This window comes from Bradyrhizobium sp. HKCCYLRH1030, from assembly GCF_051168395.1.
Taxonomy (GTDB): domain Bacteria; phylum Pseudomonadota; class Alphaproteobacteria; order Rhizobiales; family Xanthobacteraceae; genus Bradyrhizobium.
In genome coordinates, this window is the sequence record NZ_JBNPUY010000001.1 from 916,003 (window position 1) to 928,098 (window position 12,096).

At 64.0% G+C, this 12,096-nt stretch carries 12 protein-coding genes; 3 read left to right on the forward strand and 9 right to left on the reverse strand.

Features of this window, described 5'->3' with window-relative positions; genetic code table 11:
• Positions 1 to 4: 4 nt before the first annotated feature.
• Complete coding sequence (locus tag ACQR1E_RS04200; RefSeq protein ID WP_434896712.1) at positions 5 to 1,315, reverse strand: cation:dicarboxylate symporter family transporter; 1,311 nt, start codon at positions 1,313 to 1,315, stop codon at positions 5 to 7.
• A 135-nt stretch (positions 1,316 to 1,450) separates the two neighbouring features.
• Here ACQR1E_RS04200 and ACQR1E_RS04205 point away from each other — a divergent pair, with 135 nt between their 5' ends.
• Together ACQR1E_RS04205 and ACQR1E_RS04210 are read left to right on the forward strand one after the other, a co-directional pair.
• Positions 1,451 to 2,386: a LysR family transcriptional regulator gene (locus tag ACQR1E_RS04205; RefSeq protein WP_315749806.1), complete on the forward strand. Its 936-nt coding sequence runs from the start codon at positions 1,451 to 1,453 to the stop codon at positions 2,384 to 2,386.
• Positions 2,387 to 2,658: 272 nt separating this feature from the next.
• Positions 2,659 to 4,191, forward strand: a complete 1,533-nt coding sequence (locus ACQR1E_RS04210) for a PLP-dependent aminotransferase family protein (protein ID WP_434896713.1) — start codon at positions 2,659 to 2,661, stop codon at positions 4,189 to 4,191.
• Between the two features lie 121 nt (positions 4,192 to 4,312).
• On the opposite strand, the gene ACQR1E_RS04215 is transcribed toward ACQR1E_RS04210, so the two are convergent.
• The 3 genes from ACQR1E_RS04215 to ACQR1E_RS04225 form a co-directional block, all read right to left on the reverse strand.
• Positions 4,313 to 4,957 carry an FMN-binding negative transcriptional regulator gene (locus ACQR1E_RS04215; RefSeq protein ID WP_434896714.1) on the reverse strand — a complete coding sequence of 215 codons (645 nt, stop codon included), beginning with the start codon at positions 4,955 to 4,957 and terminating at the stop codon, positions 4,313 to 4,315.
• Between the two features lie 70 nt (positions 4,958 to 5,027).
• A complete protein-coding gene (locus ACQR1E_RS04220; RefSeq protein ID WP_434896715.1) occupies positions 5,028 to 5,246 on the reverse strand; it encodes a rubredoxin in 219 nt (72 codons plus the stop codon).
• A gap of 184 nt (positions 5,247 to 5,430) precedes the next feature.
• Positions 5,431 to 5,856, reverse strand: a complete 426-nt coding sequence (locus tag ACQR1E_RS04225; protein ID WP_434896716.1) for a DUF6194 family protein — start codon at positions 5,854 to 5,856, stop codon at positions 5,431 to 5,433.
• A gap of 83 nt (positions 5,857 to 5,939) precedes the next feature.
• Here ACQR1E_RS04225 and ACQR1E_RS04230 point away from each other — a divergent pair, with 83 nt between their 5' ends.
• Positions 5,940 to 6,512 carry a PadR family transcriptional regulator gene (locus ACQR1E_RS04230; RefSeq protein WP_434888683.1) on the forward strand — a complete coding sequence of 191 codons (573 nt, stop codon included), beginning with the start codon at positions 5,940 to 5,942 and terminating at the stop codon, positions 6,510 to 6,512.
• Between the two features lie 214 nt (positions 6,513 to 6,726).
• On the opposite strand, the gene ACQR1E_RS04235 is transcribed toward ACQR1E_RS04230, so the two are convergent.
• From ACQR1E_RS04235 to ACQR1E_RS04255, 5 genes are all read right to left on the reverse strand, one after another.
• Positions 6,727 to 7,209, reverse strand: coding sequence for a hypothetical protein (locus ACQR1E_RS04235; protein WP_434844404.1), 483 nt, complete (start codon positions 7,207 to 7,209; stop codon positions 6,727 to 6,729).
• Between the two features lie 38 nt (positions 7,210 to 7,247).
• Positions 7,248 to 8,852, reverse strand: coding sequence for a glutamine-hydrolyzing GMP synthase (gene guaA, locus ACQR1E_RS04240; protein WP_434896717.1), 1,605 nt, complete (start codon positions 8,850 to 8,852; stop codon positions 7,248 to 7,250).
• 402 nt (positions 8,853 to 9,254) lie between these two features.
• Positions 9,255 to 10,556 carry an RsmB/NOP family class I SAM-dependent RNA methyltransferase gene (locus ACQR1E_RS04245; protein ID WP_434896718.1) on the reverse strand — a complete coding sequence of 434 codons (1,302 nt, stop codon included), beginning with the start codon at positions 10,554 to 10,556 and terminating at the stop codon, positions 9,255 to 9,257.
• A gap of 15 nt (positions 10,557 to 10,571) precedes the next feature.
• Positions 10,572 to 10,913, reverse strand: a complete 342-nt coding sequence (locus ACQR1E_RS04250) for an MAPEG family protein (RefSeq protein WP_316192687.1) — start codon at positions 10,911 to 10,913, stop codon at positions 10,572 to 10,574.
• Positions 10,914 to 11,051: 138 nt separating this feature from the next.
• Positions 11,052 to 12,074: an NADP-dependent oxidoreductase gene (locus ACQR1E_RS04255; RefSeq protein WP_434896719.1), complete on the reverse strand. Its 1,023-nt coding sequence runs from the start codon at positions 12,072 to 12,074 to the stop codon at positions 11,052 to 11,054.
• Positions 12,075 to 12,096: the final 22 nt, after the last annotated feature.

Below are 12,096 nucleotides of genomic sequence, written 5' to 3' on the forward strand. Positions count from 1 at the left end.
GATCCTACTTCGCTGCTTTCATCTGGACGACCCGCCCCCAATCGTCGCGGTCGAATTCACCATCCCATTTCGCGACCACGATCGCGGCCACTGCGTTGCCGATGGTGTTGGTGATGGCGCGCGCCAGCGACATGAAGCGGTCGATTCCGAGCAATAGCGCGAGGCCTTCGACAGGCAGCCCGGCCGCAAGGACGGTCGCCGCCAGCGCGGCGAACGCTCCGCCCGTGACACCGGCTGCGCCCTTGCTGGTGAACAGCATCACGACAAACAGGCTCAACTGCTGTGCCGTGCTCAGCTCGATGCCGTAGACCTGCGCCACGAAGATCGTGCTCAGCGGCAATGTCAGCGCCACGCCGTCGAGATTGAAGGAGTAGCCGGACGGAATGACGAGACCGGTCACGGCGCGTCCCACCCCCGCCCTTGGCAGCTTCTCCATCATTCCGGGAATCGCCGTCTCCGACGACGACGTTCCGAGCACGACGAGAAGCTCGGGGCGCAACAGCCGGAGCAGGTCCATCAGCCGGATGCCGACCAGACGGCAGATCATTCCCAGGACGACGAAGATGAAGAACGCCATCATCGCCCAGGCCGTCCCGACCAGGAGCGCGAGGGCGTACAATGTGGCGGCGCCGAACTTGCCGACCGTGAAAGCCATGGCGCCGAAGGCCCCGATCGGCGCCAGCATGACGACGACATGGACCACGCTGAACACGAGCTCGGTCAACCGCTCCATGCCCAAGCGCAACGGCAGCGCCTTTTCGCCGAGCATCAGGAGGCCAATGCCGCACAGCAGCGCGAGCACGAGAACCTGAAGCACGTCGCCGCTGGCAAAGGCGCCGAAGAAGCTTTCGGGGATCATGTGCTGGATATAGGCCGACAACGAGCCGACATGGGTCTGCGCATACCGGGCCACGGCTTCGGCCTGTTGCGGGGTGGCGTGCGCCACACCCGCGCCGGGCTGGACCCATCGCACCACGATGAAGCTGAACAGCAGGCAGAGCGTCGTGACGATTTCGAAATACAGGAAGGCCTTGAGTCCGATGCGCCCGACCGCCTTCATGTCGCCGACCTGCGCGATGCCGGTCACCACGACCAGGAACACCAGCGGCGCAATCGTGACCTTGATGAGCGAGATGAAGCCGTCGGCGAGCGGCTTGAATTCGAGCGCTGCAGCCGGAAACAGCGCGCCGACGAGTGCGCCCAGCACGGCGCCCGCCACGATCAGGACATAAGGCTCCCGCCAAAGCGAGCCGGCACGGGGCGCAGCAGCCTGCGTCGGGAGCGCTTCGGACAAAGGAGTCGTTGTGATCGTCAATTCCGTGTCCTCCCGCCTCGTGCTCTTCGGCGCTGCAAACAGCGTCTCCGCGGCCCTTCTTTTGGCCTGACATTGGACCAGCCGGTGCCGCGGTGCTAATGCCGTATTGGAATAATTCAATAACAAGCTGGCATCATGGACCTGAGCTGGATCGAGGATTTCCTCGCTATCGCGGAGGACGGCGGCTTCTCCCGCGCAGCGCTGCGCCGGCACGTGACGCAGCCGGCCTTGAGCCGGCGGATCAAGTCGCTGGAAGCGTGGCTTGGAGCGCCTCTGTTCGAGCGCAGCACCCATGTCGTGAAGCTGACGCCGGCGGGGGAGAGTTTTCGCCCGGTGGCGGAGGACGTCATTCGCAGGCTGTCAAACGGCCGCGAGGAGGCCCTGGAAGCGGCGCGCCTCAAGGCCGAGACCGTTCAATTCGTCGCCACCCACGCGCTGTCGCAGACGTTCTTTCCGGACTGGATCCGCCGGGTCGACCGCGCGCGATCCGGATCCGCCGTTCAGCTCGTGGCGTCGAACTTCGCCGGGTGTGAGAAGCTCCTGCTCGAGGCCCATGCGCATTTCATGCTGGCGCATTACCATCCATCGCTCGCCAGCCGTCTGAATAACGATCGCTTTCAGCGCATCGATCTCGCCGACGACGTCCTGGTCCCGATCAGCGCGACCGGTTACAAGGCCGTCACGCGCAGCGGTCGCCGGCGGCAATCGATGCCGCGGTTTGCGCTGCCTGGCTCTGCGGACAAGCCGCTGCCCTATCTCGCCTATCATCCGGGTTCCGGCGTGGGCCGCATCGTGACCGCCTTCCTCGCGACGAAGCAGCCGAGCGCCATGCTGCTCCCCAGCTTCTCGGCACCGGTGATGCTGCTCATCAACATGGCCCGAGAAGGCCGCGGGATCACCTGGGCTCCACGCAGCCTGGTCGAGCTCGATCTCCAGAGCGGCCGATTGGTGAGAGCCGGCCCGAAGGACTGGGACATCAAGATCAGCATATGCCTCATCCGTGCGCGGGCGCGGATGATCCATGCCGCTGAGAGTCTTTGGAGCACGGCAAGGAAGTTGGCAGCGACTTAGCCAATTGGCGAAGATGGCTGCATAGCCAGCGTTGCTGGTCAGCCCAGGCAGGGCTTCGGCGTCGCGCTCCATCTCCGCATGTCCAGCGCCTCTTCGACCCGCTACCAGCGGCAGGTTCCGGTATGCGAATTCGTAGCCCGATACCCTGATCGGGTTCTTTCTCAGTTCAAACCTTCGCAAACCCTCGCAATTGGAGCGAATCCGACACCGGCGTCTGGAACTGATCTATTGTTTGGTTCAAGATTCGGGAGAACAGTTGGACCAGAGAACCGATGGCACGACGCCGAACCATCATCGCAATTCCCTCGCTGGGCTCGCTCGACCGGACTGCCGGCCGCGTTGGATACCAACTGACTCAAGCGCTTCGCGAGGCGATATCGAAGGGGATCCTGAAGCCTGGCGAGCGACTGCCATCCACTCGCGCCCTTGCCAATTCATTGCAGCTCGCGAGAGGAACCGTCATCGAGGCGTTTCATCAGCTCCATGCAGAAGGCTACCTCGAGGCCCGAGCCAGAGGCAGCACGATCGTCGCGAACGTCAATGCCGACACCGATTTGATGACCCGCGCTCCGGCGTTGATCGAACGCGCAGACCCCAGTCCTCTGTTGCCGGAGAAAGTCGCCCGTCTTGCTGAGGTCGCGCGGACTCTCCGGCCTCAAGACCCGGCGCCGTTTGCGATCGCTCATCCCGCGGGTGCAGTTGCCCCCGGCGACCAATGGCGACGGCTTGGCAATCGCGTCCGGGCTCTGCGGGCAGCCGCCCCGTCGGGCTACATTGATCCGAAAGGATTACCCGCTTTGCGGATCGCAATTGCCGAATATGTACGGAAGGCTCGGGGCGTGAAATGCGAGCCCGATCAGGTCATCGTTACGGCGGGCACGCAACAGGGGCTTTTCATATCGGCGACCGTCCTTCTCTCTGACGGCGATGCCGTGTGGGCCGAAGACCCGGCCTACCCCGGCATCATCGCCGTGCTCGAAAACTTCAATGTCCGGACGTTTCGGATTCCCGTGGATGATCAGGGCATCGACGTCCAAGACGGTCTCGTCCAGTGCCCGAACGCCCGGGTCGCTTTCGTCACGCCTTCGCATCAGTATCCGTTGGGCATGCCCATGAGCATGGTGAGACGCACCGCGTTGCTGTCGTGGGCGCGGCAGAACAATGCCTGGATCGTCGAAGACGACTACGACAGCGAACTTCGCTACGCCGGACATCCATTTCCATCGTTGCAGGGACTTGATCCCGCGCGCGTCGTGTACCTTGGGACGATGAGTAAGGTCTTGTTCTCCTCGATGAGGATCGGATATGCGATCGTTCCCCCTCCCCTGGTCGACGCGTTCGCTGGTGCGCGCGCCCTCATCGATCGCCATTCGCCGGCGGTCGACCAGCACGTCCTCGCGCAGTACATGCGCGAAGGCCATTTCGAAGCCCACATCCGGCGCATTCGCGGCGCTTACGCAGAACGACGCGCCGCCCTGATCTCCGCCCTTGTCAAGGACCTACCGTCCTGGGCAACGCTGCAGCCGAGCGACCAGGGCATGCACCTGTTACTCTGGCTTCCGCCCGGCCTCGACGATGTCACGATCGCGGAGCAGGCGCACAAAGCGGGGCTGGTGGTGCGACCGATCTCGCCCATGTACCATGCGACCCCGCCTCGTGGCGGACTCATGCTCGGGTTCGGCGGCTTTTCGATTGCCGAGCTACAGTCCGCCGTCGTCCGCCTCAGAGGCGTCCTCGATGCATGCGTTGCAGCCAAGGGGACGGCTCGCTCATCCAAGCCCGCGCCGCTGAAGGCGGTCAGATAGGGAGACAGTCGCTCATGCTCACACCGGCGCGCCGGACGTCTCCTCGCACCGCGTGGGGACGCTGACAAATACGAAAGCTGGATCGCTCGCGCGTTGCTCTTATCACCTGATTGCCGCGTCTCTACTCCTGGCTTGCCTTGACGGCTGCGGCCGCCAGCATGGCGTCTCCGATGACATGCTCGCCTCGTTCTTTCAAGGCCTCGCCTGCGGAGCGTATGTCTCGCACCTCCTTGTTCTGGCTCAGCTTGGATTTTCCGACCAGGTTCGTGATTGCGATCTCCAGCCCGACGATCGCCTTGAGCATCGTGTCGATATAGTCCTTCGGACCGTCAGTCATCTTCCATGGGACCGGTTGAGACGCTTCATGCTTCCGTGTCAAACGGGCGACATTGCCGCGCACGTAACGTTCGTCGTCGTGAATGGTCACGCGCCCGTACGCATGCGCGACGAGATAGTTCCAGCTCGGCACCTGCTTATGGAAATCCTGCTTGCTCGGGTACCATTGAGGAGAGATATAGGCGTCAGACGCCCGGAACACCACGAGTACCTCAGCGCCAGTGTCCAGATCCCGCCACACCGGGTTCGCGCGCGCCACGTGGCAGTGCAACGTTCCCCACTGCCCCTGCGCTCTGTTCAGCTCGAACGGAATATGATTGGCGTTCAAGCCGCTCTTGCCGTGCGTGATCAAAATGCCAAGCGGATTCTTTTCGATCAGATCATAGAGCATCTCAGGACGGGCTTCGTCGAAGTGCGAGGGAACGTACATTGCAACTCCTTCGGCAGGAAGAGAACGCCACGTCACCGTTGACGCTCACGCAGCCATTGTCAGGATTTGTTCAGACCTCGACCATCGCGAAGTCGCTCTTGCCTGCACCACAGTCGGGGCAGATCCAATCCTCGGACACGTCCTGCCAACGCGTGCCGGGTGGAATGCCGTCGTCGGGCCATCCGTCGCGTTCATTGTAGACGAGTCCGCAGAGCACGCATGTCCAACTCTTGTAGACGGGCGCTTCAGCGGTCGTTGCGGAGTTCGGGTGAGCGCTGTCCTTGCTCATGATGGCTTGCCCTTGTGTCAGGAGGCGGTTCACGAGCGATTTAGGTCAGGCCTGCCCCATTCAACAGTGCCAGTTTTTGGCATTATCACTGGACCAGAATTGTCCTTGATGCGGCAGACTCGATGCTTTGCCTGAAGATGAGCTGCTCGTCGCCATTGCCCCTCTCCGAACCACTGCGCTGCAGTCACCAGCTATTCGGCCGAAGCTCTCGAATTTTGCGTGCTCGGGCCAATAGCGTCTTGCACTTCGGCCACACAGAGTTTGGGTTTATCACGCTCACCCAGCGCATCGCGCCATAAACCGGATGAGGGAAGAACGTGTCTGACGCCTGATAGTCAAAGCTCGCTTTTTGGAGATCAGCCTTACCTCTGATTTCCGGAAAGAGACTTTGAAAGGTCTCCTTGTCGGTCGCAAAATTCAGGCGGTATCTGCCCTCGCGGTTCAGTTGCGAGGAACTATCGTGATCTTCGTCACGGGTCACGATAGTCGCGAAAGGGAATTTTGTGTTGCCGTCCGCAAGGAAATACAGGTCAGGCGTGGTGTCATGAACCTCGACGTCTTCGAATTCCGTTTGAATCCAGTCGCAAATGTCTTTGAGCGCAATTTCCACAACGATCTCCTCAGGTAGCCAAGTTTGGCTACCTATCTAGCGCGGGAAGTCAAATTTGTCTAGTCTGGAGGCGAAAGGTGCTTATGATGAATGTAGTTAGACTGCTGGTGCTGGGAGTGATCCGGGAACTCGGGCGTTGCCACGGCTACGCCATTCGGCAGACGTTGGAGGAATGGCAGGTGCAAACGTGGAGCCAGCTGCATTCAGGCTCCATCTATCACGCGCTGCAGCAGCTCACAAAAGAGGGCCTGCTAGAAAGCGGCGCTCCCGAACCGGGCAACCGAGGCCCAGGAAAGCTGACCTTCGCGATAAACGAGGCCGGAGAAGTCGAGTTTCACGACCAGTTGCGACAGGCCTTGGCCAGCTTTGACCTCATCGAGTTGAGCGCGGGCATCGCGTTCGTCGGATGCCTACCGGCAGCCGAAGCCAAGTCCCTAATTTCTGAAACCATCGACCGCTTGAGGGACAACGCAGAACGTTTGGCGCTCATCGCCTCTTCGGTCCAGCCGAGCGTCAAGCCGCCCCGCACAAAGAACCTGCTTGATCTCTGGCGCGCAAATTTGGCGACGACGGCTACATCATTGGAAGAAATCCGCGGCACGCTGCATACACTCGCCGCGCCGCCAAAACGTGCCCGCACGACCCGTAGCCACTGAATAACTGCCATGAGAAGCTATCTGATTTGTACGCTATAGCCCGATATCTCCGCATGCATTCACGCTGGGGCTTCAAATCGAAGATCTTTCGTCTTCTATCTCCAAATATCAAAACACTGGAGATACGGTATGAGCGCCGCGCAGCATGTCGCCCGCAGGACAATTCGCATTACGGTGACAGTGCACAAAATTAAACACCCGCCCCGCAGCGCCGTCAGATCAGCACCTTGAACGACGCCATGAACTTCCGGTCTGCCGCATCCCAGCCCTCCAGCGGTTTGCGTTTCATGACCTGCACGAGGAAGGTGTGCGGTCCGGAGACCGTCGTCAGGCCGCCTCCCCAGACCTTGTCGCTGCTGAAGGTGAAGCGCTTGGCGGGGAGCATGGCGCCGCTCGCCGACTTGAACTCGGTCTTGTCGATCGAGAGGAATTCGCCCGATACGCGCTCCACCAGTCCGTCGAGCATGGACTGCATCATCACGGCCGGCTTGCCTTGGATCGGCCAGGACGCATGGAAAACGGCGAAGGCCTTGTTGCCGTCCTTGGCGAGAAACGTCGTCGACGAAAGTCCAAGCAGGCCGCTCGACTTTTCCTCCGGCGGCGTCGGAAATTCGACCGAGAAGAAATGCTCGGCCGGGGCGAACACGCGGCCGGCGAAGGCCGGGGCCGGGATAACGGCGCCACTGAGGATGGCCAACAGATGGCGTCGCGATATCCCGCTCATGACGGCCTACCCTACTCCCACTCAATCGTCCCAGGCGGCTTGCTCGTCACATCGTACACCACCCGGTTCACGCCCTTCACCTCGTTGATGATGCGCGTCGCCGTGTTGCCCAGGAACTTCATGTCGAACGGATAGAAGTCTGCGGTCATGCCGTCGGTGGAGGTGACGGCGCGCAGGCCGACGACGTAGTCGTAGGTGCGGCCATCGCCCATGACGCCGACGGTCTTGACGGGGAGCAGCACGGCGAAGGCCTGCCAGATGGTGTCGTAGAGGCCGGCCTTGCGGATCTCGTCGATGTAGATGGCGTCGGCCTTGCGCAGGATGTCGAGCTTGTCGACCGTGATCTCGCCGGGGCAGCGGATGGCGAGGCCGGGGCCCGGGAACGGGTGGCGGCCGACGAACACGTCGGGAAGGCCGAGCTCGCGGCCGAGCACGCGGACCTCGTCCTTGAACAGCTCGCGCAACGGCTCGACCAGCTTCATGTTCATGCGCGCCGGGAGGCCGCCGACATTGTGGTGCGACTTGATCGTCACCGACGGGCCGCCGGTGAAGGAGACGCTCTCGATCACGTCGGGATAGAGCGTGCCCTGCGCCAGGAAATCGGCGCCGCCGATCTTCTTGGCTTCGGCCTCGAACACGTCGATGAAGAGGCGTCCGATCGTCTTGCGCTTCGCTTCCGGGTCGGTGACCCCCGCGAGCTCGCCGAGGAAGAGCTTTGAGGCGTCCACATGCACCAGCGGGATGTTGTAGTGGTGCCGGAACAGGTCGACGACGGTCTCGGCCTCGTTGAGCCTGAGCAGGCCGTGATCGACGAACACGCAGGTGAGCTGGTCGCCGATCGCCTCGTGGATCAGCACCGCGGCGACAGCGGAATCAACGCCGCCGGAGAGGCCGCAGATCACCTTGCCTTTCCCCACCTGCGCGCGGATCTTCTTGATCTCCTCGGCGCGGAAGGCGTGCATGGTCCAGTCGCCGCCGAGACCGGCGATGTTGCGGACGAAGTTGCGGATCAGCTTGGCGCCGTCGGGCGTGTGCACCACCTCGGGGTGGAACATCAGGCCGTAATATTTGCGCTGCTCGTCCTGGATCACGGCGAAAGGAGCGTTCGGCGAGACGCCGGCGACGGAGAAGCCGGGCGGCATCTGCGTGATGCGGTCGCCATGGCTCATCCACACCTGGTGCTGCTCGCCGGTCTGCCAGACGCCGTCGAACAGGCGGCTCGATGTCTTGACCTCGACGTCGGCGCGGCCGAACTCGCGGTGGTGGCCGCCCTCGACGGTGCCGCCGAGCTGGGCGGCCATCGTCATCTGGCCGTAGCAGATGCCCATCACGGGGACGCCGCTATCGAAGATCAGCTGCGGGGCGCGCGGGGAGCCGGCCTCGTGGACGGATTCGGGGCCGCCGGAGAGGATCACGGCTTTGGGCTGCATCTGCCGGAAGGCGGCCTCCGCCTTCTGGAACGGCACGATCTCGCAATACACGCCGTCCTCGCGCACCCGGCGCGCGATCAGCTGCGTGACCTGGCTGCCGAAATCGACGATCAGGATCTTGTCGTGGAGCGCGGCCACGGAGGTGTCAGTGGCGGCGCTGGCGGGGGTGTTGGGCTGGGCTGTCATGGCAAGGAATTACGCCGAGAGCACGAGTCCCGCAACCCTTCGCCGGGGTTGACGCCCTTTCCTCCCCGTCATTCCGGGGCGCGCGGAGCGCGAGCCCGGAATCCATAACCACGACCGGGAGTATGGATTCCGGGCCCGCGCCAAGGGGCGCGTCCCGGAATGACAGCGTGCTTGTGGCAACGCCGTCATGCCCCGCGAAGGCGGGGTATCCAGTACGCCGCGGCGTCTCGGTCGGCCACGACCGGCGGGTGGATTACTGGGTCCCCCGCTTTCGCAGAGGACGACGGTGGAGGATGCCGCGGCTGCCTCCTCCGTCATTGCGAGCGCAGCGAAGCAATCCAGAGTCTCGCGCGCAACCCTGGATTGCTTCGCTGCGCTCGCAATGACGGCGGTGGGTGGAGTTTAGGCCTGCTTCTTCAATACCGACACGAAGAACCCGTCCGTACCCGTCCGGCGCGGGGTCATCAGCCAGCCCTCCTCCGACTTCAGCGCGGCCTCGGCGAAGGCCTCGGCCTTGTCCCAGAGGACGGTGGCGGTCTGGTCTGGGGGCTGGATGGCGAACTCCGGGTGCCGATCCACGAAGGCGCGGACCTGGTCGCCATTCTCCGGCTGCAGCACCGAGCAGGTGATGTAGGCGATGCGGCCGCCGGGCTTGACCAGGGAGGCGGCGCGGTCGAGCACCTCGGCCTGGTCCTTCAGCCGGATCTCCAGCGCGCCGGGGCGCATGCGCCATTTGGCGTCGGGGTTGCGGCGCCAGGTGCCGGTGCCCGTGCAGGGGGCGTCGATGACGACGAGATCGGCCGAGGCCTTGATGTCGGCGAGCGGATCGGCGTCACCCTTCGGGCTGCGCACATCGGCGTTGTGCACGCCGGCGCGCGACAGCCGCTCGTGGATGGGCGCCAGCTGGCGCTTGTCGTGGTCGGTGGCGATCAGCCGGCCCTTGCCGCCCATCATCGCCGCCAGGGCCAGCGTCTTGCCGCCGGCGCCGGCGCAGAGGTCGATGACCTGCTCGCCGGGCTTGGCGGCCGTGAACAGCGCCGCGAGCTGCGAGCCCTCGTCCTGGACCTCGATGCCGCCCTTGATGAAATCCTCCTCGGCATGGATTCCGGGATTGCGGGCGTCGGCACCGAGCGTGATGCGCAGGCCGATCGGCGACCACGGCGTCGGCACCGCACCAAGATGCTTCAGCGAGGCCTGCACCTTCTCGCGCTTGGCCTTGAGCGTGTTGACGCGGAGGTCGAGCGGCGCGCGGCTGGCCATCGCCATGGCCTCGGCGACGCGGTCGTCGCCGAACACCGCAGTGAGATAAGGGTCGAGCCAGTCGGGATAGTCGCCGGCGACCGGCGGCGGCGCGCCCTCGGTCGTGCGCGAGGCCAGCGCCGTCTCCTCCTGCGCGGTCAAGGGCGGCGGCGCGAAGCGGCTGCCGTCGCACATCGCCGCGATGGTCGGCACATCGAGGCCGCGCTCGAGCTTGAGCATGCCGAGCACCCGCGCCCGCGCCGTGTCGTCCTCCATGACATAGGCGCTGGAGGCGCGGCGGCGGAGCACGTCCCAGACCAGGCCGGCGATGGCGGCCCGGTCGCCGGAGCCGGCGAAGCGGTGGCTGGTGCCCCAGTCCTTCAAGGCCTTGGCCGCCGGCGCCCTCTGGGCCTCGATGGTCTCGATGATGTCGATGGCGGCGGACAGCCGGGCGGCGGGGGTCATTCAGGAGGTCCAGTTCTAGATCAGGAGAAGGATCTTGAGGGCGAAATACAGCCACATCGCCAGCAGCACCAGCGCCGAGGCGGTCCAGGCGAGGCCGCGCTGGCGGCTGTCCTTGGCGCCGCTGACGAGGCCGGCATCGACGAAGCGGGTCACCACGAACACCCAGGACAGCAGCACGATGACCAGATCGGCATGCCGCAGCGGCAGCGCAATCGCGATCAGCGCGTAGAACAGGGTCGGCAGGCCGAATTCGTCGGCGACGTCAGCGGTTTGTGCCCGTGTCCTGTTCCAGAACAGCAGCGCGAAGGTGAGCCCGACCTGCACGAAGACGGGCAGCAGTACCATGGTCAGCGACATGGAAATCCCCCTTGGGAAAGTCGAAGGCCCGGCATGATGCCGGGCCCTCGTGGATGAACCGGTTCCCTCAGGACTCCCGATAAGCGCCCGTGGTTCCCGCTTTTTTCCAGACAGGCTTAAGAATTACATCAGGTGTGCTCAGGCCTTGTCGGGTCCGACCCGCACCAGCTGCTTGCCGAAATTGGCGCCCTTGAGCAGGCCCATGAACGCGGACGGCGCGTTCTCCAGGCCCTCGGTGACGAACTCCTTGTACTTGACCTTGCCGTCGCGGACCCAGGCCGACATGTCCTTGAGGAAGTCGCCATGGCGGGAGGCGAAATCGCTGACGATGAAGCCGCGGATGGTCAGCCGCTTGGTCAGCACATTGCGCATCAGCGCGCCGGCCCATTTCGGCGCCACCGACTGGGTGTCGTTGTAATGCGCGATCAGGCCGCAGACCGGCATGCGGGCGAAGGCGTTGAACAGCGGGAACACCGCCTCGAACACCGGGCCGCCGACATTCTCGAAATAGACGTCGATGCCCTTCGGGCAGGCCTCTTTCAGCTTCGCGGCGAGATCGGGATCGCGGTGATCGAGGCAGTCGTCGAAGCCGAACTCGTTCTTCACATAGTCGCATTTGTCCTTGCCGCCGGCGATGCCGATGGCGCGGGCGCCTTTGATTTTCGCGATCTGCCCCACCGCCGAGCCGACCGCGCCGGAGGCCGCGGCGACCACCACCGTCTCGCCCGGCTTGGGCTGGCCGATGTCGAGCAGGCCGGTGTAGGCGGTCATACCGGGCATGCCGAGCACGCCGACCGCGGTCGAGATCGGCGCCAGCTTCGGGTCGACCTTGGCGAGGCCCTTGCCGTCGGAGATCGCGTGCGTCTGCCAGCCGGCGCGCGCCAGCACGATATCGCCGGCCTTGAAGCCGGGATTGTTGGAGGCCACGACTTCGCAGACGGTCCCCGCTTCCATGACGCCGCCGACCGGCACCGGCTGGGCATAGGACGGCCCGTCGCTCATGCGCCCGCGCATGTACGGATCGAGCGACAGCCAGATCGTGCGCAGCAGCACCTCGCCGGCGCCGGGCGTCGGCACGGCGTAATCCTCGAGGCGGAAATCAGTGGGCTTGGGCTCGCCGACGGGACGGGCGGCGAGAACGATGCGCTTGGCTTGGGACATGGTGTTTCCTCTTTTGTTGGTT